The organism is Dactylosporangium sp. CS-033363, from assembly GCF_050942475.1.
Lineage (GTDB): Bacteria > Actinomycetota > Actinomycetes > Mycobacteriales > Micromonosporaceae > Dactylosporangium.
Genome location: NZ_CP192032.1, coordinates 1976088 through 1998705, shown reverse-complemented (window position 1 = coordinate 1998705; position 22618 = coordinate 1976088). Strand labels below are relative to the sequence as shown.

Genomic DNA, 22618 nt, shown 5'->3' with positions numbered 1-22618 from the left:
TGTTGGAAACTGTTGAATCGGCGCTCCCCGTTTGTGACACACCCGTCACATGCGCGCAGCCAGAGCGCGCGCAAGCGCGCGAGCGACGCGGCGCGAACGCTCACAAGTACGCGGGCAGCCCCGCGCGCAGGCAGGCCAGCATGGCCGCGCTCTCGGCCGGCGGCATCGGGGCGGCGGCGCGGCCCACGGCGGCGAGCACGTCCTCGAGCGTGACCGAGGCGTCCGCCCCGGCCGCGTGGTAGCGCACCTGCGCGGTCAGATCGGCCACATACGGTACGACATCGTCACTCGCACTTTCCCAGAGCCAGGCGAGCACCCGCCCGAACGCCTCGCCCGCGTGCAGGGTCGCGCCCCGGGCCCGCTGGGCGAGCAGCGCGGCCGCGGACTCGCAGATCAGCGCGCCGATCAGCTTCTCGAAGATGTGGTCTGGCACCTCGCGCGTTCGCACCATGTGCACACTCCCGCCGATCGATGTCACGACCGGTGATCCTATCGCTTCGGGCCGTTATCTTCGACAGTTCATAAACTGTTTTGGCAAGTGCGATCCGGCGCGGGAAGTTTCGCGGGATATCGGCCATCGTCGAAGGACTTTACGGTCCTGCCCCATGAAGAGAGCGGCGGCCGCACTCGCGGCGCTCACCACAGTGCTGATCGGGGCGCCGGCGTACGCCGAGCCCAGCGGCACCATCCAGAACGAGGGCTCGGCGAACGCGGTCGCCGGCCGATACATCGTCACCCTCCGCGACACCGGCGAAAGCGATACGGGCAAGAGAGACACGCTCATCCAGCAGTACGGCGGCCAGGTCCGGCACACCTTCGCCGGCGGCTACTCGACGGCGATGTCGGCGAGCCAGGCCAGGCGGCTCGCCGCCGACCCGGGCGTGGCGGCGGTCGAGGCGGTCCAGCGCATCACCGTGCAGGACGTCCAGAGCAGCCCGCCGAACTGGGGCGACGACCGCATCGACCAGGCCTCGCTGCCGCTGAACCAGCGCTACGAGTACCCGGCGAGCGCGGGCCAGGGCGTCACCGTGTACGTGCTCGACACCGGCCTGAACGCGAGCCACGTCGACTTCAGCGGCCGGGTCCGCCAGGGCATCGACATCGTCGACGGGGACAGCAACCCGGCCGACTGCCACGGCCACGGCACGCACGTCGCGGGCACGGCGGTCGGCAGCTCGTACGGCGTGGCCAAGAAGGCGAACCTGGTCTCCGTGCGGGTGCTCAACTGCCAGGGCACCGGCACCAACGACGACCTGATCGCCGGCATCGACTGGGTGCGCACCAACGCCCAGAAGCCGGCCGTGGCCAACTACAGCATCGGCTGCGGCAGCCGGTGCAGCAGCCAGGCCATGGACTCGGCGGTGCAGCGGCTGATCGACTCCGGGGTGCAGTTCGTGCAGGCGGCAGGCAACAACGGCGACGACGCCTGCTACTACAGCCCGCAGGGGGTCGCGGCCGCGCTGACCGTCGGCAACAGCACCAGCGCCGACGCGCGCAACTCGAGCAGCAACTACGGCAGCTGCCTGGACCTGTTCGCGCCGGGCACGAGCATCGTGTCGGCGTCGTACTCCAGCAACACCGGCAGCGCCACCATGACCGGCACCTCGATGGCCTCCCCGCACGTGACCGGCGCGGCGGCCCTCTACCTCGGCGCGAACCCGTCGGCGACCCCGGCCCAGGTCCGCTCCGCGCTGGTGTCGAACGGCAGCACCGGCAAGATCAGCGGGGCGGGGAGCGGATCGCCCAACGTCCTGCTGAACGTCGGGTTCCTCAACGGCGGGACGACGCCCCCGCCGGACCCGGAGCCGGGCCAGCCGGTCGCGAACCCGGGCTTCGAGAACGGCACCTCGCCGTGGACGGCGACCGCGAACGTGATCGGCACGTGGTCGCAGTACCCGGCCCGGACCGGCACCCGCAACGCCTGGCTCAACGGGGGCGGCAAGGTGCAGACCGACACCCTGGCCCAGCAGGTGGCGATCCCGGCCGGCTCGTCCGCAACCCTGCACTTCTGGGTGCGCATCACCACCGCCGAGTACGAGAACACCGTCTACGACCGGCTGACCTTGACCGCCGACGGCACCACCGTCGGGTCGTGGTCGAACCTCGACAAGACCAGCGGGTACGTCGAGAAGACGGTGAACCTCAACGCCTACGCCGGACGGAGCGTGGCGCTGAAGTTCACCGGCGTCGAGGACTGGTCGCTGCAGACCAGCTTCGTCATCGACGACGTGACGATCACGACCTGATCACTCCCACTCCCAGCGCATCCCCACGATTCCGGGGGGCACATCCGACGCGATCAGGTGTGCCCCGCCGGTGGAACCGATCCAGGCCTCCCCCACGCCCTGCTCGGGTGCCTCCAGCGCGCGCCGCTCGAACCGGTGACACCTGGCCGGCACCGCCGCCGCGTCGAACTGGACCTGCATCACGTACTCGACCACGGGCACGGCGAACCCGCGGTAGTAGTGCCTGGTCGGCGGGGGCCGGAGGGAGGTGCTGCGGTACTCGTACTCGAGCACGACGGTCTCGCCCTGGCCCAGCATGCGATCGAAGATGATCTCGGCCGCGACCAGCCCCGTCGCGTCCTCGGTGCGCACCCGCCCGAGCCGGCAGTTGCGCACCGCCCGCACCGCCACGTCCGCGGCCGGGTCGTCGCTGGCGAAGATGGCCACGGTACGGGAGACGCGGTCGATGTTGGCCCGCAGCACCTGGCGCACGGCCAGCCCGACCTCCTCCCGGTGCGGGCCGACGCGGTACAGGTCGTGCAGGCTGAGCCGGGTCAGCTCGTGATACATCCAGCGGTCGAGGTCGCCGAGCATCTTCGTGACGCTCGTGCCGTCGGTGAACAGCCGGTCGATCTCGATGGTCCCCGGCGGCCGCCCGAGCCACCGCCCGCGCGGCCGGCGCGGCCCCAGCTGCACCGTCAGCGACCCCTCGGGCAGGGCCAGGATGCCCTCCAGCAGCCGTACCGCCCGCAGCGAATCGGGCCGCTCGGGCCGCGACCGCCCGCGCCGCCAGTGGCTCAGCGTGGTGAGGCTGACGTGCACGCCCTCGGCCGCGAGCCGCTCCTGCAGCTCGTCGAGGCGCACGCCGCGGTCCTCGATGGCCAGGTGCAGCGCGGCCGAGAAGGGCCCGGTGCGCAGCGCATGCGCGAGATCCCGGCCGATGGCACCGTCCATGGCGCATCAGGCTATTCGTAAATGACGATCCCCGCCGGGGGCACGGTCAGCTGGACCGCCTTGCCGTTGCGGGCCGAGACCGAGACCTTGCCGCCCGCGAAGGCCGGCTCCGTGGAGTACCGGCAGGTCAGCAGCTCGCCCTCGGAGTGCAGGTCGTTGTCGACGGTGACCCAGACGGTACGAACGCGGTCCGGATCGGTGTTGACCGCGACGAGCACCTCGTGGTCGGCGAAGATCCGCGACCAGGGCAGCACACCGCGCGGCGCGGGCGGGGCGAACACGACGCCGTCGGCCGAGACCGGGCGCAGGTACTGCCGGCCGCGGCGCAGCGCCGGAATCCGCCGCCGGACCGCGAGGATCTGCTTGAGCTCCCGGTACGTCGCGTGCTCCTCGTCGAACGCGTGCCCGCCGCGGCTGCGGAACGGGCCGAACGCGCCGCCGAACATGGCCTCGCGGATGTACCGGTCGTGCCCGCCCTCGCCGTCGAACTCCTGCTCGGAGCCGTAGTAGATGCACGGGATGCCGAGCGTGACGGCATTGAACGCGAGCGCCACCAGGGCGAGGCGGCGGCCCGCGCCGTCGGCCGCGAACCGCGCCTTCCACGGCCCCTTGCGGACCTGGTCGTGGTCGTCGTAGCTGGTCACGACCTTGTTGCGGAACCAGGCGTGGGTGTCCTGGCCGACCTGGATCGAGTTGCGGAACAGCGCGAAGTACTCGGCCGGGTCGGCGCCGCCCTTGACCACCCGCTCGAGGCGGTCCTGCACCTCGGCCAGGCCGAGCGCGGCGTCCATGCCGGTCGCGTCGAGCGTGTCGTAGGCGAAGGCGCGGCTCCCGGTGATCTCGGCGATGAGGTAGAAGCGCTCCTTGCCGATCGACTGCGCGAACTCGTGGATCGCGGAGGCGAAGAACCGCGCGGCGCCGGGGTCCATGTGCTTGACCGTGTCGACGCGGAAGCCGTCGAGGTCGGCGAAGGCCATCCAGTACTGGTACGCGCGCACCAACGCCACCAGCGCCGCGGACGGGCGGTAGTCACCGGCCGGCCCCTCCCCGAGCGCGATGTCCTTGAGGCCCTCGAAGTCGCCCTCGAGGTACTCCGGGAAGCGGTCCCAGTCCACGATCCGCCCCTTGCCCGTGAAGGTGGCGGTGCTCTGCAACTCGGCGGGCCAGACGGCGCCGTCGGGGTACGACTGCGGCACCGGGCCGACCGGGAGCACGGCGGCGCCGTCCTCGTCGCGGAAACCCTTGACGGCAAAGCGCTGCCCGGTCCAGAGCGGCTGCGTGTCGCCCTCGTAGCCGAAGACGTCGCCGGCGTGGTTGAGCACCACGTCGAGGATCACCCGCAGCCCCTGGGCGTGCGCCTCGGCGACGAGCGCGCGGAGGTCGTCGCCGCTGCCGAAGTGCGGGTCGACACGCAGAAAATCCTGGATGCCGTACCCGTGGTAGGACGGCTGTCCCGCCACCTGCTTGAGCACGGGGCTCACCCAGATCGCGGTCACGCCGAGGCGGCGCAGGTAGCCCAGCTTGGAGCGCAGGCCGTTCAACGTGCCGCCGACCCAGTCGATGCCGGCGTCCCGCCACCGCTCGGCGTCCTCGGGGGTGGTGACCGCGTTGCCGTGCCCGGCCTCCGTCAGCGGCGGCGTGGCCCCGGTGGTGACGGTCTCGCCGTCGTTGCCGCGGTAGCCCCGCTCGCCGCCGTCGGAGAAGCGGTCGACCATCAGGAAGTACAGGACCTCGTCGGCCCAGTCCTCCGGGGACGGGTGGAACGGCCCCCGGGTGAGCGCGGCGAAGTCGATGTCGGCGATCCGGCGGTACGGCACGTCCCCCATCGTCCCACGTCAGCACCTAGACCGTAGCGGAGCGTCGCCTGCCCAACACCCGCCGCGCGATGCCGGGGCGCAGCAGGGCGGCCGGCGGGTCGAGCAGGTTCGTGACGCGGCTGAACGCGCGGGAGACGACCTCGTCGTGCGCGGCGGCGGCGTAGAGGCGGTCGAGGTACCGGTTGACCATGCGCGTGCCCAGGTCCCGCGGTCCGTCGACGCCCGGGAGCGCCGCGTCGCCGCCGGTGGCGATCTGCCACGGGATGTCGACGACCGGCCGCACGGCGCGGAAGAACCGCAGGGCGTCGAAATGGTCATGCTTCAGGTGCGAGCCGAGCTTGAGCGCCTCGACGCCGGCGACCGACATGCCCTGCCCGTACATCGGGTTGAAGGAGCACAGCGCGTCCCCGACCACCACGAAGCCCTGCGGGAAGCGGCGCAGGCGGTCGTACCGGTGCCGCGTGCTGCCCGGGAACCGGTACTTGACCGCCTCGTCGGCCAGCGGCTCGGACGCCTCGATGATGTCCGACACGTACGGCAGCGGCAGCCGCTTGGCGTACGCGCGGAAGCCGGCGTCGTCCAGCGGTGCGTGGTCGCCGAGGATGCCGAACAGCGTGATGACCGCGCGGCCGCCCTCCTGCAGCATCACCGCGCCCCCGCGCGGCGCGGCCGCCGACGGGCCGATGATGATCGCGATGTCCCCGTCGAGCAGGGCCGGCGCGACGCGGTAGGGGCGGGAGACGTACGCGAGATCGACCTGCAGCCGCTCCTCCCGCGGGCGCTCGTAGCCCAGCTCCTCGAGCCAGCGCGGCGCGCGGGAGCCCTTGCCGGTCGCGTCGACCACGAGATCCGCCGCGAGCGTCTCCGCCGGCCCGTCCGCGGCCTGGATGCGCGCGCCGACGACCCGCGTCCGCGCGGCGTCGGTCTCGATGCCCACGACGTCGTGCCCGCCGCGCACCTCGACGCCCGGGAGCGCGAACACCTTCGCGCGCACCCACGTCTCCAGGTACGGCCGGCTGAACGACACCGCCGCCATGCCCGTCGGGACCTGCTTGAGCCGGTGCCCGTTCGCGCAGAACCGCACGTTGCCCAGCACGTCGCCGGTCGGCATCCCGGCCGCGGCCAGCTCCCCGGTCGCGCCCGGGAACAGCTCCTCGATCACGTTGAGCCCGGCCGCGAGCAGCCCGTGGGCGTGCCGGCCCTGCGGCACCCCGCGACGGACGGCCCGCTCGCGGGGATCGGCGTCCGGGTCGCCGCTCCAGCCCCCGGCCAGCTCGTCGCGGTCCACGATGGTGACCCGGTCGAAGTGCCCGGTCAGCACCCGCGCGGTGAGCAGGCCGGCCATGCTCCCGCCGAGGACGACGGCGTGTCCATGCGTCATGTCTCCTCCGGCGTTCCATTCCGTGCCATCGGCCTCAGGTGTCGGGTGGAAGACTGATCCATATGACGACGCTGGGTGCCGTGTTTCTGCCGCAACTCCCGCCCGAGCGGCTGCGGTCCGTCGCGACCGCCGCCGACGAGGCCGGGCTCGAGGAGCTGTGGCTGTGGGAGGACTGCTTCCTGGAGGGCGGGCTCACCACGGCGGCCGCGGCCCTGGGCATGACGAGCCGGCTGCGGGTCGGGGTCGGGCTGCTGCCGGTCCCGCTGCGCAATGTCGCGCTGGCCGCGATGGAGACGGCGACGCTGTTCCGGATGTTCCCGGGCCGCCCGGTCATCACGGTCGGGCACGGGGTGCAGGACTGGATGGGCCAGGTCGGCGCCCGGGCCGAGTCCCCGATGACGCTGCTGCGCGAGTACACCGTGGCGCTCCGGGCGCTGCTGGCGGGCGAGCGGGTGTCGACGCAGGGGCGGTACGTCCGGCTGGACCAGGTCGCCCTGGACTGGCCGCCGCCGGCGCCCGCGCCGATCCTCATCGGCGCCATGGGCCCCAAGTCGATCCGGCTGTCCGGCGAGGTCGCCGACGGCACACTGCTCACGGCGGGCAGCGACGTGGCCGCGGTACGCCGCGCCCGCGCCCTGATCGACGAGGGCCGCACCGCCGCCGGCCGCACCGACCCCCACGAGCTGGTCGTCTACCTGCACTGCGCGACGGGCGAGGGCGCGCGGGAGCGCCTGGAGGCGGAGCGGGCCCGCTGGGGTTACACCGCCGACGCCGACGTGCTGGTCGCGGGCGACGAGCACGCGGTCGCGGCGGGTGTTCAACGCTGGGCCGAGGCCGGCGCCGACAAGGTGATCCTGCAGCCCACGCCCGACGATCCAGATCCAGAGGGTTTCGTACGGTTTGTGGCACGCCAAGTCCGCCCGCTCGTCAAGTGAACCGCGCTGTGGAGGCGGCGGCCGCGAGCGGCATCGAGTACCGGGTCGTCGAGCACGGACCCGTCGGCAGCCTCGCGGAGGCGGCCGCGGCCCGGGGCGTCGAGGTGGCCGACGTCGTCAAGACGATCGTGGTGCGCCTGGCGGACGACGACTACCGCTTCGTGCTCGTCCCCGGCGACCGGGTCATCTCCTGGCCGAAGCTGCGCGCCCTGCTCGGCGTGGCCCGGATGTCCATGCCGGACGCGGCGACGGCGAAGGCGGTCACCGGGTACGAGCGCGGCACGATCACCCCGTTCGGCGCGACCACGGCGTGGCCGGTGATCGCGGACGCCCGGATTCGCGGCCGGGCGATCAGCCTGGGCGGCGGGGCGCACGGGGTGGCCCTGTCGGTCGGCGCCGACGCCGCGATCGAGACCCTTCAGGCCACCGTCGCCGACATCTCGGATCCGACCGATTGACCGTTTTTTGCGCTTGCAATGAGACCCGCCGATGTGGGGATTTTTCAGCAAATGCCCGGCATATCGGATGAGACGGTTTTAGTTTGTCTCTCGGCAAGTGATCATTGCCCGGGTCTTCCGATTCGGCGCGGCGGCGGTTCGCATTCCCCCGCCGCCGCACCGGCCGCACGTTCTCGGAGGAGCGCACGCGTGCCCCGGGCCGAGCGGGGAGCCACACCTGTCCAGACACCACGTACGCCGCAGCGACCTCACCGCGGCCACGACCGCCTGCTCCATCGCCTGTGCCGTTCTGGCCGGCGCCCTGATGAGCAGCCACACCACCACCCACGCCGCTCCGGCCCCTGTTGCCGCGGCCGCCGCCTCGATCGCCGTCCCGGACCGCCTGGCCGAGCTGCGCGGGGCCACCCGGGCCATTCCGAGGCCGCCCGTCGTCGCATCGGCGCCGCCGGTGGCCGCGGCGAAGCCGGTGCCCGAGTCGGCGCGCACGACCGAATCCCGGGCCTCACGAGCCACCACCCGCCCCAGGTCGAGCCGCCCCCCGACGCGCCGGCCGGCCGCGAACGGCGCCAGGTGGTCGGCGGACTCGGGCGGCGTGGTGGGCTTCGCGATGGCCCAGGTCGGCAAGGGCTACGTCTTCGGCTCCGTCGGCCCGGACGTGTACGACTGCTCGGGCCTGGTCTACGCCGCGTACCGCCGCCTCGGCATCTCCCTGCCGCGCTCGACGGGCGGCCTGGCGCACATGGGCCGGCCGGTGTCCCGCGGCGAGTTGCAGCCCGGCGACCTGGTCTTCCCGACCTCGGGCCACGTGGGGATCTACATCGGCGGCGGGCGGATCGTGCATGCCTCGACGGAGCGCGACGGGGTGAAGGTGTCGGGGATCTACGCCTTCCGGTTCGCGCGGCGGGTCCTCAACTGAGGTGCGCCACTGGGGGCCTTGAGGCGACATGTCGGATTTATACCCCGCCGGTGGTTTCCAGCGGTCGTTGCAACACGTGGTCAAACGGTAACGGTGAGGGGTTTCGGCGAGGCGTTCGGCTGGGGTTTGCCGGCCGAAGGTCTGCCGGGGCCGGCGGTTGAGTTCGGCCGTGACCGTGGCGAGGTGTTCGCGGCGGTGGCCGGTGAGGTCGGTGCCGTTCGGGAAGTATTGGCGCAGCAGTAGACGGGCATGCCGGCGGCGAGGGTGATCGCGGACAGGCCGTCTCTGCCGATGATCAGGTCGCCTTCCCGATGGCCGGGCACCGCGCGGTCGTCGGCCTCGGCGGGCCGGTCGCTGATCATGAGCATCGGCGCGGTGAACCGCGACGTGCGGGTCTTGGCGGTGCGGGGCCGGCGCACCGCCCGCCCGGTCCGTAACGCCGCCGCGAGTTCACGGCGCAGCACGCCTCGACCCGCTGCTGCGCCGCGAACGGCTGATAGCCGCCGTCGGGGTCACGGTTACGGGCGATCTCCCGGCTGACCGTGCACCGCGGCCGGCCCAACTCCGCCGCGATCGCCGCCTGCGCCACCCCCGCCCGCAACCGGTCACCGATCACGACCCGCTCATCAACAGACAAGAACCAGGCCGACACCACCACCGGCAGCGCCGCCGCCCGCGCAGCCGCCGCCTCCCGCCGCCTCCGCTACTTATCGAAGTCCGTCAAAAAGCGCAGGTCAGGCCAGCCGGAAGTCGGCGTAGTCGAACCCCGGCGCCACCACGCAGCTGACCAGTACCGGCTGGTCGGAAGCCGGCACCGCCGACTGCCACTCGCCCGCCGGGATCAGGACCTGCGGCCGCTGGCCCGCCGCCACGTCGCTGCCCAGCACCGCCGACGGTCCGGGGCCCGGCTGGTCGCCCGCGCCGCCCAGGCGGAGTGTCAGCGGGCCGCCCGAGTGCCAGAACCACAGCTCGTCCGAGCGCACCACGTGCCAGGCCGACTCCTCGCCCGGGTTGAGCAGGAAGTAGATGGCCGTCGCGGCGCTGCGCGGGCCGTCGTACCCCGGCGGGGAGAAGCTCACCGCAGAGCGCCACGTCTCGCGGAACCAGCCGCCCTCGGGGTGCGGCTGCATGTCGAGCTGCTCGGCCAGATGCGGTCTCATGGGGGTACCGTATCCGCCCTTTCGCCTGGTGTGAGGCGTCCTCGGGTTTGCCATGCTGGGCGCGTGAGACTGCAGACGCGCACCGGGGCCTTCGTCGAGCTGCGAGCCGTGAAATCGGCCGACCAGCCGCTGTTCGTGGAGGGGGTCGTCGACGCGCTCGACGGGCGGGCCTGGAGTTTCCGCGCGCCCGCCCTGAGCCCGGAGGAGGCCAAGGACCTCGGGAACTGGCTGCTCAAGGCGGCCAAGGGGCGCATCGAGCCGCAGGAGCGCCTCGCGTTCGCGGATCTGTCGTTCACGTTCGACGAGCACGAGGTCGGCCAGCCGCGGCTCGTCGTCGGGTTCTCCCGCACGACCGCTCCCGCGTGGCTGGGAGACGAACAGTCGATGACGTTCGACTACCCGGTCACGCTCGATCTCACCACGGAGGCCCTGGAAGCGGCCGCGGTCGATTGGGAGCGCGAACTCAGGCGCCGCCGGTAGTGCTAGGTTCGCCGAATGCGAAAGCTCGGGGCAATGCTGCTCGTGGCGGCACTCGCGCTGACGGCGTGCGGGAGCGAGGAGAAACCGGCGCCGGCCGACGGGCCCAGTGGCTCGGCCGCCGCCGCTGACGAAGGCGCCGCGCCACAGGGGGCGGACGGCGCCGCCGCACTCGGGGCCGCGCCCGCCGCGTCCAAGACCGGGCAGGCGGCCCACGCCCAGACGTTCGCGTTCGGCAACCCCGGCGGCAAGGCGGCCGTCCCCGCCGAGGCCAAGGCGGAGAGCACCGCGTCGCCCACCACGGTCGTCGGCGACGGCAGCGCGGCCAGCTGCACCTCGGAGAAGTTCGTGGCCGCGGTCTCCACCGGCGGCGTGATCACCTTCAACTGCGGCCCCGACCAGGTGACCATCGTGGTCAAGCAGACCGCGAAGGTCCGCAACCGCTCGGCCAAGGTCGTCATCGACGGCGGCGGCAAGGTCACGCTGAGCGGTGAGGGCAAACGCCGCATCTTGTACCAGAACACGTGCGACAAGTCCCTCGAGTGGACCACCGACCACTGCCAGGACCAGGCCACCCCCGCGCTGACGGTCCAGAACATCGTCTTCGCCGACGGCAACTCGACCGGCGACAAGACGGAGGGCGGCGGCGGGGGCGCGATCTTCGTGCGCGGCGGGCGGCTGAAGGTCGTCAACGCCAAGTTCGTGCGCAACCGGTGCGACGACACCGGGCCGGACCTGGGCGGGGCGGCGATCCGGGCGCTCAGCCAGTACCACAACCAGCCCGTCTACATCGTCGGCAGCACCTTCGGCGGCGCGTCCGGCCAGGGCGGCATCTGCTCGAACGGCGGCGCGCTGAGCAGCATCCAGGTCTCCTGGACCGTGATCAACAGCCTGTTCTCGTACAACTCGGCGATCGGCAAGGGCGCGAACCCGGCCCGCGGCGGCACCCCGGGCGGCGGCAGCGGCGGCGCGATCTACTGCGACGGCGACAACTTCGTCGTCAAGCTGGCCGGCACGCTGATCGAGCAGAACAAGGCCAACGAGGGCGGCGGCGCGGTGTTCTTCGTGAGCAACGACCGCACCGGCACCATGTCCATCGAGAGCTCGACGCTGCGCAAGAACCCCAGCGCCGGCTTCGAGACGGACGGCTTCCCCGGCATCTTCTTCCTGGGCGCGCGGCCGCCGTCCGTCTCGGGATCGACGCTGACGAAGTAACTACGAACGCAGGCAGGCGCAGAACGGGTGGCCGGCCGGGTCGAGCAGCACCGTGTACCGCTCGCCGCCCGGCTGGAACTCCGGCTTCGTCGCCCCCAGGTCCAGCGCCCGCTTCTCCGCGCCGGCCAGGTCGTCGACGTAGAAGTCCAGGTGGAACTGCTTCGGCGTCGCCCCCTCCGGCCACGTCGGCGCCTCGTAGTCCGCGATCTGCCCGAAGCCGATCGAGTTCGTGCCGTCGCTGACCATGGCGTACTCGTCCTGCGAGTGCGTCACGTCCCAGCCCAGGACCTCGCTGTAGAAGGTGGCCAGCACCGGCGGCTCGGCGCAGTCGATGTTGACCATGATGAGGCTCGCAAATCCAGTCATGCACCGATCCTCGCGCCTATTCCTGCCACCTTGTGTCAGGAATAGGCTCACGCGTCCGGCACGTCCGTGGAATCGCGCGGACGCCGTTCGTCGGCGTCACGCCCGCGCCCACCCGGAGCGCGGCCGTCGGCGTCACGCCCGCGCGCGCCCGGCGCACGGTCGTCGGCGTCACGCCCGCGCCCACTCGGAGCGCGGCCGTCGGCGTCACGCCCGCGCGCGCCCGGCGCACGGTCGTCGGCGTCACGCCCGCGCCCACCCGGAGCGCGGCCGTCGACGCCGGGCACCGGCGCTGACCAGTTGCGGCGGATCGCCACCATGCGCAGCACGAACGTCAGTGTGGCAGCCAGCGCGATGGCGACCGGCCGCTGCACGTGCGTCGCGTCCAGCGCCGCGACGGAGGCGCACCCCAGCAGCCCGGCCACCGCGTAGATCTCGCGGCGCAGCACGGTCGGGATCTCGCCGGTGAGCAGGTCGCGGGCCAGCCCGCCGCCGATCCCGGTGATCATGCCGATGATGCAGGCCCCGATCGGCGGCACCCCCGCGTCGAGCGCCTTGAGCGTGCCGGTGACCACGAACAGCCCGAGCCCGGCCGCGTCCAGCACGAGCACCGTCCAGCGCAGCCGGCTCACCGCCGGGTGGAGCCAGAACGTGGCCGCCGCGCAGACCGCCGCCACCACCGCGTAGCGCCAGTCCACGAACGCGTTGGGCTGCACGTTGATGAAGACGTCGCGCATGATCCCGCCGCCGAGCGCGGCGGTGAAGCCGACGAACACGACGCCGAAGAGGTCGAGCCGCTTGGCCACGCCGGCGACGGCGCCGGAGGCCGCGAACACGGCGATGCCGACGAGGTCGGCCACGAGCAGAGGGCTGAGCGAGGTCACAGGGATCATGTATAACGGCCGCCCGGTGCAACGGAGCAAGCACCGGGCGGGTCGTCGGTCCCGCTGCCGTCGAGGTCGGTCGAGAAACTGGTTTGGTGCGCGGTGGCCCCGGGGTATCAATCGAACGATCTCTTCAGAAGGAGGCAGCAGTGGGCCGGGGTTCATCGATCGGTGGCGTCATCATCGTCATCTGGCTGATCATCGGTGTCATCGCCGCGGGCCAGCGCGGCTACTTCAACAGCGACGAAGCCAACTGCGCCAAGGCCGGCACCATCGTGGTCACGGTCATCGCGGGTCCGCTGAACTACCTCGGGGTCAACCCGAAGATCAACTGTGAGCTGCCGCAGCCGTCCAAGTGACGAGCGTACGTCCATGATCCTCGCGCCTCGCGTTCAGCCGTCTCACAGCATTCGGAGCTAACGTTCCGGGATGGATGAGTTCGAGGCGCGCAGGGTCGTCGACGCGCTGCGTCAGCGCGGCGTGCCGGCCCACGTGGAGATGGCGAAGGCCGGGCTGTCGCAGTTCGGCGTCCGGGTGCAACTGTTCGACGGCCGGGTCGCGGTCTGGGACACCGACGGCACCGCCGGCCTGGAGGCCCAGGTGATGCGCGACGGCATCCTGGTGGGCTTCGTCCCGATGATCGAGGGCTCGGAGTCCTTCACGGAGGCCGAGATCGTCGACGCGATCGCCCGCACCGACTACGACCGGCCGATCGCCCGCCAGCGCACGACGGCTCCCCCCGCGGCCGCACCCCTCCCCCAGGAGGGTGGCTTCTTCAGGCGGTTCCGCGGCGGCTTCCGCTAGGAGTCCTGCAGTTCGCCGCGTTCGATCTCGGCGAGCGCGCGGGTGAGCAACGACGCGAAGCTCCGATCGCCCAGCAGGTCGTCGATGAGCAGCGGCGCGTGCGTGGCCAGGGCCCGCGGCGGCACCGGGGCGTCCTCGTCGGTCTCGTGAATCCCGAGCGCCCCGACCAGCAGCACCACCATCACCTGCGGATCGACGTCCCGCCACGCGCCGGCCGCCCGCACCGCGTGCTCCAGCGCCGCCCGGATGTCGTCGCCGTCGAGCCCGTCCGGGTGCCGCTCCTCCAGCAGCATCCGCACCACGGCGCCCAGCACCCGCCCGGTCTGCTCCGGGTCCAGCCCGCCGAGCTTCTCGGCCGCCTCGGTGTACGCCACGTCGTCCTTCGCCCGCGCCGCCTCCACCGCGTCGACGGAGGCCACGGCGATCGCGCGGGCGGCGGGCGGAAGATGGCGCCAGGTGCTCATGCGAAAACCCTAGCGTGGCCCAGGCCACAGCCCGCATTGTCACGTCCGGGCGCCGTCTTCCCGTCGTCACGGTATGGACCAGAACCACAGCCGGGCGCGGATCAGCGTCAACCAGGTGGCCCCCGAGGCCTACAAAGCGGTGCTCGGCCTCGAGCAGTACGTCCGCGGGCACGTCGACGCGACCCTGCTGCACCTCATCAAGCTGCGCGCGTCGATGGTCAACGGCTGCTCGTACTGCGTCGACATGCACAGCACCGAGGCCCTGAAGGACGGCATCGACGGCCGGAAGCTGTTCGCGCTCGCGGCCTGGCGCGAGGGGCCGTTCTTCGACGCGCGGGAGCGGGCCGCGCTGGCCCTCACCGACGACGTCACCCACCTCGGCCGCGACGGGGTGCCCGACGCGGTCTGGGACGAGGCCGTCGCGCAGTTCGGCGAGGAGGGCACCGGCAACATCCTGGTGGCGATTGCGACGATCAACGTGTGGAACCGGATCGCCATCACGACGCGGTCGCAGCCTCCGGGCGTGTGACCGACCGCGAGTTCGTCGAGCACCGCCCGATGCTCCTCGGCCTCGCGTACCGCATGCTCGGGAGCGTCCACGACGCCGAGGACGTGCTGCAGGACGCCTACCTGCGGTGGACCGGGGCCGACCGGGGCGACGTCGCGCAGCCGCGCCGCTACCTCACGCGGGTGGTGGCGCGGCTCGCGATCGACGCGCTGCGGGCCCGGCAGGCGCGGCGCGAGGAGTACGTCGGCACCTGGCTGCCGGAGCCGGTGTCGACCGAGGCGTCGCCGTTCGGTGCCGTCGACGCGTCCGACCTGTCGATCGCGGTGCTGCACCTGATGGAGCGCCTGACGCCGCCCCAGCGCGCGGTGTACGTGCTGCATACGGCGTTCGGCGTGCCGTACCCGGAAATCGGGGTGATCCTGGAGCGCTCGGCGGACGACTGCCGCCAGCTGCACCACCGCGCGGCCGCGGCGCTGGAGGGACGGGCGCGCTTCAGCACCGACCCGGCCGAGATCGCCCGCCTGCTCGACGGGTTCCTGGCCGCGGCCCGCGGCGGCGACGTCGCGCGGCTCGAGCGGCTGCTGCACGAGGACGTGGTGGTGTGGAGCGACGGCGGCGGCCGGGCGCGGGCCGCCCGCAACCCGATCCTCGGGCGGATCAAGGCGGTCCGGTTCTTCGTCAACGTGTCCCGCCACGTGCGCGACGACCGGCCGGCCCGGCTCAACGGGGAACCGGCGAAGATCGTCGACAGCCGCATGCGGTACACCGTGAGCATTTCGGTCGTCGCCGGTCGCATCGCGGACGTCTTCCTGGTGGCCAACCCGGAGAAGCTCGCAGGCATTGACGGGCACGGGTAACGGCGTAGGGTCGGTGAGCGAGGAGGCGCCGCCATGCCTGCTGCAACCGTCGCGCCCGACAGCGCGGACTACGTCGTCATCGGAGCGGGTCCGGCCGGATGCGTGCTGGCCAACCGCCTGTCCGCGTCGCCCGGCAACCGGGTGGTGCTGCTGGAGGCGGGCGGCCCCGACAAGGCCCGCGAGATCCGCATCCCGGCCGCGTTCAGCAAGCTGTTCACGACCGCGTACGACTGGAACTTCCGCACCGCGCCGCAGGCCGGGCTGGCCGGGCGCGAGCTGTACTGGCCGCGCGGCAAGACCCTCGGCGGCTCGACGTCGATCAACGCGCAGATGTGGATCCGCGGCTGCGCGGCCGACTACGACGGCTGGGACGTGCCCGGCTGGTCGTACGAGGAGGTCCAGCCGTACTTCAAGCGCATCGAGCACCCCGACGGCCCGTTGCGCATCGCCGAGCTGCGCAGCCCGTCCCCGATCACGGCGGCGTTCCTGGCCGCGTGCGCCGAGACCGGCATCCCCGCGCGGGCGGACCGCGACGGGCCCGACAACACCGGCTGCTTCCCCACCCCGGTCACTCAGCACCGCGGGGCCCGGCACAGCGCCGCCGACGCCTACCTGCGACCGGCCATGCGCCGCGCCAACCTGACCGTCGTCACCGGCGCCTCGGTGGACCGGCTGCGGCTGTCCGGACCGGGCGCGTCCAAGCGGGTGACGGGCGTTGTCTACAGGGCCGTCGACGGTACCGTCCGGGAGATCACCGCCCAGCGCGAGGTCCTGCTGTGCGCGGGGGCGGTCGGCTCCCCGCACATCCTGCAGCTCTCCGGCATCGGCGACCCGGACCGCCTCCGCGCGGCCGGCATCGCGCCCCTGCACGAGCTTCCTTCCGTCGGTACCGGACTGCAGGACCACCTCAGCGCCGGTGTCGTGGTCGCCTGCCCGCAGCCGATCACCCTGGTCGCCGCGGAGTCGCTCGGGAGCGTGGCGCGGTACCTCGTCGGCCGCAGCGGCATGCTCTCCTCCAACGTCGCCGAGGCGGTCGCCTTCATCGCGCGGGACAACCGGATGCCGGAGATCGAGGTGATCTTCGCGCCGGTGCCGTTCATCGAGCACGGCCTGGTCGACCCGCCCGGGCACGGCCTGACCATCGGCGTCGTGCTGCTGCAGCCGGAGAGCCGCGGCACGGTCAGCGCGGCCAGCGGCAACCCGGCCGAGCCGCCGGTCATCGAGCCGGGCTACCTCACCGACGCCCGCGACCTGGACACCCTCATGTGGGGCTTCCGGCAGGCCGAGCGGCTCGCGGGCACGGCGGCGCTGCGGCCGTTCGTCGGCGAGCCGATGGCGCCGTACGCGGGCCTGCGCGACGACGAGGGCCTGGCCGACGAGATCCGCCGGCACGCCGAGACGCTCTACCACCCGGTCGGCACCTGCCGGATGGGCAACGACCCCGGCTCGGTGGTCGACCCGGAGCTGCGGGTGCGGGGCCTGACCGGGCTGCGGGTCGTCGACGCCTCGGTCATGCCGCGGATCAACCGCGGCCACACGATGGCGCCGGTCTACATGATCGCGGAGAAGGCCGCTACCTTGCTGAACGCCTGAGCATCAGCACGGTGGCCAGGGGCCAGACGGCCTGGGCGCCGGCCGCCATCCGCTCGGCGATCCCGACCAGCACGCCGGTGCCGAGCGCGACGGTGAACACCAGCACCAGCGCCGCCAGCACGAGCGCGGCCGGGATCATCACGCGCGCGGGCGGGCGCACCGGCTCGCTGCCCGCCTGGCGCCACAGGGCCGGCCACAGCGCCAGGCAGGCGAACGCGATGGTGGCGGCGGACTGGTGCGGGGCCGAGGTACCGCCGGCGGGCATCGGAAACGCCGCCACGAGCACCGTCGCGGCGCCGCCCACGCCGAGCATCACCCGGGCCGGCAGCGCGAGCGGGCGCAGGCCCCGCGCGGTGACGAGATGGCACACCCCCACGCCGGCCAGGGCCAGGGTCATCACCCACCGCTGGTCGGCGTCGCGCGCGGCCAGGGCGCTGATGGTCTCGTGCAGGGAGTCGAAGCCGCCGCGCTGCAGGGCCGCGGCGAGCGTCCAGCCGCCGATGAGCAGCACGGGGGCGAGGGCGGAGGACCACAGGGTGTACCGGGGCAGGGGCACGCTCCCGAGTATGGCGGTTGGCGCTTGGTCGCTTGCTTTAAGTCGCGCGCGACTGAATCGTGCGCTATGGTTCTCGGCGTGGACGTCCTCCCACTTGACCGGCAGGTCTGCTTCGCGCTGTACACCGCCACCCGCGCGGTCACGGCGCGCTACCGGCCGCTGCTCGACGAACTGGGCCTGACGTACCCGCAGTACCTCGTCCTACTCGCCCTCTGGGAGCAGGACGAGCGGTCCGTCAAGGACCTCGGCGCGGCGCTGCGGCTGGAGTCCAGCACGCTGTCCCCGCTGCTGAAGCGCCTCGAGACGGCCGGTCTCGTGGCCCGCGAGCGGCGCAGCGACGACGAGCGCTCCGTCACCGTCCGCCTCACCTCCGAGGGCACGGCCCTGCGCACCCAGGCGGCCGGCGTCCCGGCCCGCCTGGTCTGCGACGGCGGCCTCGACCTCGGCGAGCTCGAGGAGCTCCGCGACACCCTCGTGCGGCTCACCGCCGCACTCCAGCGACAGGGAGAAATCGATGCAGGTCCTGTACACCGCTGAGGTCAACGCCTCCGGCGACGGCCGCAACGGCCACGTCACCAGCTCCGACGGCTTGCTCGACTTCGACGTGCGCACCCCCAAGGAGATGGGCGGCGCCGGCGAGGCGACCAACCCCGAGCAGCTCTTCGCGGCCGGGTACGCCGCCTGCTACCACAGCGCCCTGCGCAGCGTCGCCCGCCGCCAGAACGCCCTCCCCGCCGTCGAGGGCTCGCAGGTCCAGGCCCGCGTCGGCATCGGCCCGAACGGCGCCGGCGGCTTCGGCCTGGAGGTCTGGCTGACGGTGAACCTCCCCGCCTCCGACACCGCCACCGCCCAGGCCCTCGCGGACGCGGCGCACCAGGTCTGCCCGTACTCCAACGCCACCCGCGGCAACATCGACGTCCACATCGAGGTCGCCCAGTGAGCGACGTCAACAAGGTCTGGCACCTCGCCAACCGCCCGACCGGCTTCCCCTCGGCGTCCGACTTCGACCTGCGCGAGTCCCCGATCCCGGCGCCGGGTCAGGGCCAGGTGGTCGTCCGCAACGACGTCATGTCGGTGGACCCGGCCATGCGCGGCCGCATGAACGACGTGAAGTCCTACGTCGCCCCCTTCCAGCTCGGCGAGCCCCTGGACGGCGGCGCGGTCGGCACCGTGGTCGCCTCCGAGCACCCGAACGTCAAGGTCGGCGACAGCGTCCTGCACGGCCTCGGCTGGCGCTCCTACGCCCTGCTGGACGGCGCGCACGTCCGCGTGGTCGACACCGCGGCCGCCCCGTCCTCGGCGTACCTGGGCGTCCTGGGCATGCCGGGCCTCACCGCGTACGCGGGCCTGCTGGACGTCGCCCGCATGCGCCCCGAGGAGACCGTCTTCGTCTCGGGCGCCGCGGGCGCGGTGGGCACCCTGGTGGGCCAGATCGCCCGCCTGCGCGGCGCCCGCCTGGTCATCGGCTCGGCCGGCTCCGCGGAGAAGGTCCGCTACCTCACGGAGGAGCTGGGCTTCGACGCCGCCTTCAACTACCGCGACGGCGACATCCGGGCCCAGCTCAAGCGCCTCGCGCCCGACGGCATCGACGTGTACTTCGACAACGTCGGCGGCGAACAGCTCGAAGAGGCCCTGTTCCGGATGAACCTGCACGGCCGCATCGCGGTGTGCGGGGCGATCTCGCAGTACAACACCCCGGACGCCAAGGGCATCCGCAACCTGAGCCTGCTGATCAGCAAGCGGCTGACCATGCAGGGCTTCCTGGTCCTGGACCACTGGTCGCGCCGCGAGGCCTTCGTCGAGGAGGTCACGGCCTGGCTCCGCGAGGACAAACTGAAGGTCGCCGAGACGTTCGTGGACGGCATCGACAACGCGGTGGCCGCCTTCCTGGGCATGCTCAAGGGCGACAACCTGGGCAAGATGGTCGTCCGCCTCTCATGAGGGCGGCCCTGACGCTGGCGGCCCTCCTGGGGGCCGCCGGCATCACCCACTTCGCGAGGCCCAGGCCCTACGACGCCATCGTCCCGCGCTCGCTGCCCGGCCCCGCGCGGGCGTACACGTATGCCAGCGGCGCGTGCGAACTTCTGCTGGCGGCCGGCCTTGCCCACCCCCGCACCCGCCGCGCCGCAGGGCTGGCCGCGGCGGGGTTCTTCGTGGCCGTCCTCCCCGCGAACGTGCAGATGGCCGTCGACTGGCGCCACGCCTCCCCCGCCAAGCGAGCCATCGCATGGGGACGGCTGCCGTTGCAGGTACCGCTGGTGTGGTGGGCCCTGCGAGCCGCCCGCCGCTAACGCCCGATGCGCTGCAGCAGCATCGGCACCCAGTGACCGGCGTACCGGGCCTGAAGCTCGGGCCGCCGCCAGTCGTCGCCGCTCACCACGCCGCGGCACAGGCGTGTCCCGCAGGCACAGGACATGCGGAAGTCCGGATCGGCGGTGCTGGTGGCGTAGTCGTTGGTGAGTTCCTCGCCCTCGGCGATGTCCCGGCGTGCGACGAGCGTGTACGGCCCGGACCACCACAGGTTCGGGTCGCACGCGTGGTTGCCCAGCCCGTTCGCCCGCCCCGGCGGCAGCACGAGATGGACGTCCTCGGCCACGGCGATCGTGTCGACGTAGGCGGTGGCCGTGTCGATGAGCCGCCGCAGTTCCGCCCACGACACCAGCCGCCCGCCGAGCCGCGACACGACGGTCCCGGCCGCGATCGGCGCCCGCGCGAACAACCCCCGCCCCGCAATCCCCGACGGCCCCGCAACCACGTCAGGGCGCAGGAAACAATCCGACTCGGGCGGCGGGATCACTGCGCCAGCACCGCTGTGCGGAGGCGGGTGAACTCGTGCGCCAGGTCGGGCAGCTGGTAGTGCGCGTTCAGCCCGCTCGGGTTCGGCAGGATCCACAGCCGAGTCGGCGCCAGCGCGTCCAGCTCCTGCGGCCCGACCTTGGCCCCCACCACCCCGAACGCCGTCCGATAGGCCGTCACGCCCAGCACCGCCAGCCACCGCGGCGCGAACCGCGTCACCTTGGCCTTCAGGATGTCGGCGCCCGCGGTGAGTTCGGAGCGCGTCAGCTCGTCAGCGCGAGCCGACGCCCGAGCGGCGAGGTTGGTGATGCCCAAGCCCCAGCCCGGCAGCAGGTGCTGCTCGTCCGGGCGCAGCTGCCGCGGCGTGAAGCCCGACAGATGCAAGGCGGGCCAGAAGCGGTTGCCGGGCCTCGCGAAGTGGTGGCCCGACGCCGCCGACCACAGGCCCGGGTTGATGCCGCACAGCAGGACGTTCAAGCCCGGGGCGATGACGTCCGGCAGCAGTTTGTCGGCCGCCGCCAGCAGGTCGGCCCGGGTGAAGCGCGCGGACGGCATGCCGACAAGCATGCCAGGAACGCCGTGGACGCAGCGCAGAGTGAAAAGCATGGATCTGGATGCGGTACTGGCGCTGTGGGATCAACCCATCGAGCAGCGGGACGATCCCGTGGCGGACTTCCGGCGGTGCTACGCCGATCCGGTGACCGTGAACGGGGTGCCGGCCACCGCCGAGCAGTTGGTGCAGCGGGCCAGGGCGTTGCAGGTCGCGTTCGCCGAGCGGCGGACCGAGCTCGTGCATCGCGTCGAGGCGGGCGACAAGGTCGTCATCGGGTTCTACATGCACGTGCGGCACGTCGGGCCGTACGAGACGGCGTTCGGGCGGGTGGAGGCGACCGAGCGGCAGCTGCGCATCCGGGTCAACGACATCCTGACGGTGCGCGACGGGCTGATCGTCGACATCTGGGTGATGCGTGACGATGCCGACCTGCTGCGGCAGTTGGACAGGTTGCCGTCTAGCGTCTGAGCCTATGAGCGAGCGGCGGTTGATTTCCAGCGGGTCGACGTTCGAGCGGGAGATCGGGTACTCCCGGGCCGTCGTCGACGGGGACTGGGTGCACGTGTCGGGTACGACCGGCTTCGACTACGCGGCCATGACGATCACCGAGGACGTGGTGGAGCAGGCCGAGCAGTGCTGGCGGAACATCGACGCGGCGCTCACGGAGGCCGGGGCGTCCACCGCCGACATCGTGCGGGTGCGGTACCTGCTGCCGGACGCGGCCGACTTCGAACCCTGTTTTCCGGTGCTGCGGCGGTGGCTGGGCGAGGTGCGGCCGGCGGCCACGATGCAGGTGTGCGGGCTGTCCGACCCGCGCATGCGGATCGAAATTGAGGTCACCGCACACAAGAACAGTCGGATTCCCGTCAGTCATCCGTCAGGGTGATCGATAAGGCCGCCGCGAAGAGGCTCAGGAGCTCGTCCCCGTCCGCGCCGACCAGGGTGGCGCCGGCCAGGCCCTCGATGCCCGTGGCGCCGGCCAGGGTGCAGGACTCGAAGCGGGCACCGGCCGCGGCGGCGCCCGAGAACACCGCGCCGGACAGGTCGCAGCCGCTGAAGGTGGCCCCGGTCAGGTCGGCGTCGGTGAAGTCCGCGCCGGTCAGGTCCGTTGAGGTGAAGAACACCGAGTGCAGCTGGGCGTCGCGGAACACGCTGCGTTCGGCCCGGCAGTCGCGGACCGTCACGTCCCGCAGCGTGCCGCCCAGCCACTGCAGGTCGGCCAGGCCGCAGTCGCGCAGGGTGACGCGGTGCAGCACGGAGTGGTCGGCGTGGACGTGGTCCAGGGCGGTGCGCTCCAGCAGGCAGTCGGTCAGGATCGCGCCGGACAGCGCGGTGCCGGTCAGGTCCGCGCGGTTGAAGCGGCACTGCACGAACTGGGCGGACTTGGCGCTGCGGCCGGTCAGGGCCAGGTCGTAGAAGCCGATGGCCTGGTACGCGGCGTCGTCGCGGAGGTCGTCCTCGTCGACCGTGCCCAGCGTGAGCGCCCTGGGCGGGCGGGGGCGGGCCGGGCCCGGGCGGGCCGCCGAGACCGTCGGGAACGCGCCGGTGGCGAAGGTGCCGGCGGAGAAGGTCCGCGCCGCGGTGGCCGCGTGGCGGGGGGCGCCGGTTCCGGACGGTGACGGCTGCGAGGGGACGGCGGGCAGGGCCATACGTGTGACATTAGTGACTGGTGTGACAATGCGTCACAGCGGGCGGCCACCTG

At 72.5% G+C, this 22618-nt stretch carries 28 protein-coding genes and 2 pseudogenes; 17 read left to right on the top strand and 13 right to left on the bottom strand.

Features of this window, described 5'->3' with window-relative positions:
* Positions 1-100 precede the first annotated feature (100 nt).
* Positions 101-451: a hypothetical protein gene (locus ACQPZ4_RS09195; protein WP_433057887.1), complete on the bottom strand. Its 351-nt coding sequence runs from the start codon at positions 449-451 to the stop codon at positions 101-103.
* A gap of 154 nt (positions 452-605) precedes the next feature.
* Between ACQPZ4_RS09195 and ACQPZ4_RS09190 the strand changes: the two genes are divergently transcribed.
* Positions 606-2246 (top strand): S8 family serine peptidase, encoded by a 1641-nt coding sequence (locus ACQPZ4_RS09190; RefSeq protein ID WP_433057885.1) that lies wholly within the window; start codon positions 606-608, stop codon positions 2244-2246.
* Here ACQPZ4_RS09190 and ACQPZ4_RS09185 read toward each other — a convergent pair whose 3' ends face one another.
* From ACQPZ4_RS09185 to ACQPZ4_RS09175, 3 genes are read right to left on the bottom strand one after another with little or no spacing between them, the layout of a single operon-like run.
* Positions 2247-3179 (bottom strand): hypothetical protein, encoded by a 933-nt coding sequence (locus ACQPZ4_RS09185; protein WP_433057883.1) that lies wholly within the window; start codon positions 3177-3179, stop codon positions 2247-2249.
* Positions 3180-3190: 11 nt separating this feature from the next.
* Positions 3191-5005 (bottom strand): alpha-amylase family glycosyl hydrolase, encoded by a 1815-nt coding sequence (locus tag ACQPZ4_RS09180; RefSeq protein ID WP_433057881.1) that lies wholly within the window; start codon positions 5003-5005, stop codon positions 3191-3193.
* A gap of 16 nt (positions 5006-5021) precedes the next feature.
* Positions 5022-6377, bottom strand: a complete 1356-nt coding sequence (locus ACQPZ4_RS09175) for an FAD-dependent oxidoreductase (RefSeq protein WP_433057879.1) — start codon at positions 6375-6377, stop codon at positions 5022-5024.
* A 62-nt stretch (positions 6378-6439) separates the two neighbouring features.
* On the opposite strand from ACQPZ4_RS09175, the gene ACQPZ4_RS09170 reads away from it, so the two are divergent.
* From ACQPZ4_RS09170 to ACQPZ4_RS09160, 3 genes are all read left to right on the top strand, one after another.
* Complete coding sequence (locus tag ACQPZ4_RS09170; RefSeq protein ID WP_433057877.1) at positions 6440-7312, top strand: LLM class flavin-dependent oxidoreductase; 873 nt, start codon at positions 6440-6442, stop codon at positions 7310-7312.
* Positions 7309-7770, top strand: coding sequence for an aminoacyl-tRNA deacylase (locus tag ACQPZ4_RS09165; RefSeq protein ID WP_433057875.1), 462 nt, complete (start codon positions 7309-7311; stop codon positions 7768-7770). Before ACQPZ4_RS09170 ends, ACQPZ4_RS09165 begins: the two co-directional genes overlap by 4 nt.
* A gap of 304 nt (positions 7771-8074) precedes the next feature.
* The gene (locus tag ACQPZ4_RS09160) at positions 8075-8686 is read left to right on the top strand and encodes a C40 family peptidase (RefSeq protein ID WP_433057874.1); all 612 of its coding nucleotides are present in this window, start codon (positions 8075-8077) and stop codon (positions 8684-8686) included.
* 96 nt (positions 8687-8782) lie between these two features.
* Here the strand turns inward: ACQPZ4_RS09160 and ACQPZ4_RS09155 are convergent.
* Together ACQPZ4_RS09155 and ACQPZ4_RS09150 are read right to left on the bottom strand one after the other, a co-directional pair.
* Positions 8783-9326, bottom strand: a pseudogene (locus ACQPZ4_RS09155) (transposase); the annotation flags it as partial.
* Positions 9327-9420: 94 nt separating this feature from the next.
* Positions 9421-9846: a cupin domain-containing protein gene (locus tag ACQPZ4_RS09150; protein ID WP_433057872.1), complete on the bottom strand. Its 426-nt coding sequence runs from the start codon at positions 9844-9846 to the stop codon at positions 9421-9423.
* Between the two features lie 63 nt (positions 9847-9909).
* Here ACQPZ4_RS09150 and ACQPZ4_RS09145 point away from each other — a divergent pair, with 63 nt between their 5' ends.
* Positions 9910-10326, top strand: coding sequence for a WapI family immunity protein (locus ACQPZ4_RS09145; RefSeq protein WP_433057870.1), 417 nt, complete (start codon positions 9910-9912; stop codon positions 10324-10326).
* Between the two features lie 15 nt (positions 10327-10341).
* Complete coding sequence (locus ACQPZ4_RS09140) at positions 10342-11538, top strand: hypothetical protein (RefSeq protein WP_433057868.1); 1197 nt, start codon at positions 10342-10344, stop codon at positions 11536-11538.
* Here ACQPZ4_RS09140 and ACQPZ4_RS09135 read toward each other — a convergent pair whose 3' ends face one another.
* Both ACQPZ4_RS09135 and ACQPZ4_RS09130 read right to left on the bottom strand, forming a co-directional pair.
* A complete protein-coding gene (locus ACQPZ4_RS09135; protein WP_433057866.1) occupies positions 11539-11904 on the bottom strand; it encodes a VOC family protein in 366 nt (121 codons plus the stop codon).
* Positions 11905-12307: 403 nt separating this feature from the next.
* Positions 12308-12785, bottom strand: a pseudogene (locus ACQPZ4_RS09130) (trimeric intracellular cation channel family protein); the annotation flags it as partial.
* A gap of 149 nt (positions 12786-12934) precedes the next feature.
* Between ACQPZ4_RS09130 and ACQPZ4_RS09125 the strand changes: the two are divergent.
* The gene (locus ACQPZ4_RS09125; protein WP_433057864.1) at positions 12935-13144 is read left to right on the top strand and encodes a hypothetical protein; all 210 of its coding nucleotides are present in this window, start codon (positions 12935-12937) and stop codon (positions 13142-13144) included.
* 70 nt (positions 13145-13214) lie between these two features.
* Positions 13215-13589: a hypothetical protein gene (locus ACQPZ4_RS09120; RefSeq protein WP_433057862.1), complete on the top strand. Its 375-nt coding sequence runs from the start codon at positions 13215-13217 to the stop codon at positions 13587-13589.
* On the opposite strand, the gene ACQPZ4_RS09115 is transcribed toward ACQPZ4_RS09120, so the two are convergent.
* The gene (locus ACQPZ4_RS09115) at positions 13586-14053 is read right to left on the bottom strand and encodes a hypothetical protein (RefSeq protein WP_433057860.1); all 468 of its coding nucleotides are present in this window, start codon (positions 14051-14053) and stop codon (positions 13586-13588) included. The genes ACQPZ4_RS09120 and ACQPZ4_RS09115 overlap by 4 nt on opposite strands.
* Positions 14054-14126: 73 nt before the next feature.
* On the opposite strand from ACQPZ4_RS09115, the gene ACQPZ4_RS09110 reads away from it, so the two are divergent.
* The 3 genes from ACQPZ4_RS09110 to ACQPZ4_RS09100 are packed head-to-tail and all read left to right on the top strand — an operon-like array spanning position 14127 to position 17011.
* Positions 14127-14582, top strand: coding sequence for a carboxymuconolactone decarboxylase family protein (locus tag ACQPZ4_RS09110; protein ID WP_433057858.1), 456 nt, complete (start codon positions 14127-14129; stop codon positions 14580-14582).
* Complete coding sequence (gene sigJ / locus ACQPZ4_RS09105) at positions 14579-15418, top strand: RNA polymerase sigma factor SigJ (RefSeq protein WP_433057856.1); 840 nt, start codon at positions 14579-14581, stop codon at positions 15416-15418. The genes ACQPZ4_RS09110 and sigJ overlap by 4 nt, the downstream gene beginning before the upstream one ends.
* Positions 15419-15451: 33 nt before the next feature.
* Positions 15452-17011 carry a GMC family oxidoreductase gene (locus ACQPZ4_RS09100; protein ID WP_433057854.1) on the top strand — a complete coding sequence of 520 codons (1560 nt, stop codon included), beginning with the start codon at positions 15452-15454 and terminating at the stop codon, positions 17009-17011.
* Here the strand turns inward: ACQPZ4_RS09100 and ACQPZ4_RS09095 are convergent.
* A complete protein-coding gene (locus tag ACQPZ4_RS09095) occupies positions 16992-17567 on the bottom strand; it encodes a DUF998 domain-containing protein (RefSeq protein ID WP_433057852.1) in 576 nt (191 codons plus the stop codon). The two genes, ACQPZ4_RS09100 and ACQPZ4_RS09095, sit on opposite strands and share 20 nt — an antisense overlap.
* Positions 17568-17633: 66 nt before the next feature.
* Between ACQPZ4_RS09095 and ACQPZ4_RS09090 the strand changes: the two genes are divergently transcribed.
* The 4 genes from ACQPZ4_RS09090 to ACQPZ4_RS09075 are packed head-to-tail and all read left to right on the top strand — an operon-like array spanning position 17634 to position 19858.
* A complete protein-coding gene (locus ACQPZ4_RS09090; protein ID WP_433057850.1) occupies positions 17634-18104 on the top strand; it encodes a MarR family winged helix-turn-helix transcriptional regulator in 471 nt (156 codons plus the stop codon).
* Positions 18082-18507 (top strand): organic hydroperoxide resistance protein, encoded by a 426-nt coding sequence (locus ACQPZ4_RS09085; protein WP_433057849.1) that lies wholly within the window; start codon positions 18082-18084, stop codon positions 18505-18507. The genes ACQPZ4_RS09090 and ACQPZ4_RS09085 overlap by 23 nt, the downstream gene beginning before the upstream one ends.
* Entirely contained in the window at positions 18504-19508 is a 1005-nt protein-coding gene (locus ACQPZ4_RS09080) for an NADP-dependent oxidoreductase (RefSeq protein WP_433057847.1), read from the top strand. The genes ACQPZ4_RS09085 and ACQPZ4_RS09080 overlap by 4 nt, the downstream gene beginning before the upstream one ends.
* Positions 19505-19858, top strand: a complete 354-nt coding sequence (locus ACQPZ4_RS09075) for a DoxX family protein (RefSeq protein ID WP_433057845.1) — start codon at positions 19505-19507, stop codon at positions 19856-19858. Before ACQPZ4_RS09080 ends, ACQPZ4_RS09075 begins: the two co-directional genes overlap by 4 nt.
* On the opposite strand, the gene ACQPZ4_RS09070 is transcribed toward ACQPZ4_RS09075, so the two are convergent.
* Together ACQPZ4_RS09070 and mug are read right to left on the bottom strand one after the other, a co-directional pair.
* Positions 19855-20286, bottom strand: coding sequence for an SET domain-containing protein (locus ACQPZ4_RS09070; RefSeq protein ID WP_433057843.1), 432 nt, complete (start codon positions 20284-20286; stop codon positions 19855-19857). The two genes, ACQPZ4_RS09075 and ACQPZ4_RS09070, sit on opposite strands and share 4 nt — an antisense overlap.
* A 74-nt stretch (positions 20287-20360) precedes the next feature.
* Positions 20361-20918 (bottom strand): G/U mismatch-specific DNA glycosylase, encoded by a 558-nt coding sequence (gene mug, locus ACQPZ4_RS09065; RefSeq protein ID WP_433057841.1) that lies wholly within the window; start codon positions 20916-20918, stop codon positions 20361-20363.
* Positions 20919-20967: 49 nt separating this feature from the next.
* Between mug and ACQPZ4_RS09060 the strand changes: the two genes are divergently transcribed.
* Entirely contained in the window at positions 20968-21384 is a 417-nt protein-coding gene (locus tag ACQPZ4_RS09060) for an ester cyclase (protein WP_433057840.1), read from the top strand.
* A gap of 4 nt (positions 21385-21388) precedes the next feature.
* On the top strand, positions 21389-21802 hold the full coding sequence (locus tag ACQPZ4_RS09055) for a RidA family protein (RefSeq protein WP_433057838.1): 414 nt from the start codon (positions 21389-21391) through the stop codon (positions 21800-21802).
* Here the strand turns inward: ACQPZ4_RS09055 and ACQPZ4_RS09050 are convergent.
* A complete protein-coding gene (locus ACQPZ4_RS09050; protein WP_433057836.1) occupies positions 21783-22565 on the bottom strand; it encodes a pentapeptide repeat-containing protein in 783 nt (260 codons plus the stop codon). The two genes, ACQPZ4_RS09055 and ACQPZ4_RS09050, sit on opposite strands and share 20 nt — an antisense overlap.
* Between the last annotated feature and the right edge of the window lie 53 nt (positions 22566-22618).

Bases quoted from the DNA above. Each gene is read 5' to 3' on its own strand.
- ACQPZ4_RS09170 (WP_433057877.1), top strand. From the start codon at position 6,440: ATGACGACGCTGGGTGCCGTGTTTCTGCCGCAACTCCCGCCCGAGCGG.
- ACQPZ4_RS09140 (WP_433057868.1), top strand. From the start codon at position 10,342: ATGCGAAAGCTCGGGGCAATGCTGCTCGTGGCGGCACTCGCGCTGACG.
- ACQPZ4_RS09195 (WP_433057887.1), bottom strand. From the start codon at position 451: ATGGTGCGAACGCGCGAGGTGCCAGACCACATCTTCGAGAAGCTGATC.
- ACQPZ4_RS09090 (WP_433057850.1), top strand. From the start codon at position 17,634: ATGGTTCTCGGCGTGGACGTCCTCCCACTTGACCGGCAGGTCTGCTTC.
- ACQPZ4_RS09120 (WP_433057862.1), top strand. From the start codon at position 13,215: ATGGATGAGTTCGAGGCGCGCAGGGTCGTCGACGCGCTGCGTCAGCGC.
- ACQPZ4_RS09075 (WP_433057845.1), top strand. From the start codon at position 19,505: ATGAGGGCGGCCCTGACGCTGGCGGCCCTCCTGGGGGCCGCCGGCATC.
- ACQPZ4_RS09050 (WP_433057836.1), bottom strand. From the start codon at position 22,565: ATGGCCCTGCCCGCCGTCCCCTCGCAGCCGTCACCGTCCGGAACCGGC.
- mug (WP_433057841.1), bottom strand. From the start codon at position 20,918: ATGCCGTCCGCGCGCTTCACCCGGGCCGACCTGCTGGCGGCGGCCGAC.
- ACQPZ4_RS09150 (WP_433057872.1), bottom strand. From the start codon at position 9,846: ATGAGACCGCATCTGGCCGAGCAGCTCGACATGCAGCCGCACCCCGAG.
- ACQPZ4_RS09085 (WP_433057849.1), top strand. From the start codon at position 18,082: ATGCAGGTCCTGTACACCGCTGAGGTCAACGCCTCCGGCGACGGCCGC.
- ACQPZ4_RS09190 (WP_433057885.1), top strand. From the start codon at position 606: ATGAAGAGAGCGGCGGCCGCACTCGCGGCGCTCACCACAGTGCTGATC.
- ACQPZ4_RS09175 (WP_433057879.1), bottom strand. From the start codon at position 6,377: ATGACGCATGGACACGCCGTCGTCCTCGGCGGGAGCATGGCCGGCCTG.
- ACQPZ4_RS09110 (WP_433057858.1), top strand. From the start codon at position 14,127: ATGGACCAGAACCACAGCCGGGCGCGGATCAGCGTCAACCAGGTGGCC.
- ACQPZ4_RS09135 (WP_433057866.1), bottom strand. From the start codon at position 11,904: ATGACTGGATTTGCGAGCCTCATCATGGTCAACATCGACTGCGCCGAG.
- ACQPZ4_RS09060 (WP_433057840.1), top strand. From the start codon at position 20,968: ATGGATCTGGATGCGGTACTGGCGCTGTGGGATCAACCCATCGAGCAG.
- ACQPZ4_RS09055 (WP_433057838.1), top strand. From the start codon at position 21,389: ATGAGCGAGCGGCGGTTGATTTCCAGCGGGTCGACGTTCGAGCGGGAG.
- ACQPZ4_RS09160 (WP_433057874.1), top strand. From the start codon at position 8,075: ATGAGCAGCCACACCACCACCCACGCCGCTCCGGCCCCTGTTGCCGCG.
- ACQPZ4_RS09115 (WP_433057860.1), bottom strand. From the start codon at position 14,053: ATGAGCACCTGGCGCCATCTTCCGCCCGCCGCCCGCGCGATCGCCGTG.
- ACQPZ4_RS09185 (WP_433057883.1), bottom strand. From the start codon at position 3,179: ATGGACGGTGCCATCGGCCGGGATCTCGCGCATGCGCTGCGCACCGGG.
- ACQPZ4_RS09180 (WP_433057881.1), bottom strand. From the start codon at position 5,005: ATGGGGGACGTGCCGTACCGCCGGATCGCCGACATCGACTTCGCCGCG.
- ACQPZ4_RS09100 (WP_433057854.1), top strand. From the start codon at position 15,452: ATGCCTGCTGCAACCGTCGCGCCCGACAGCGCGGACTACGTCGTCATC.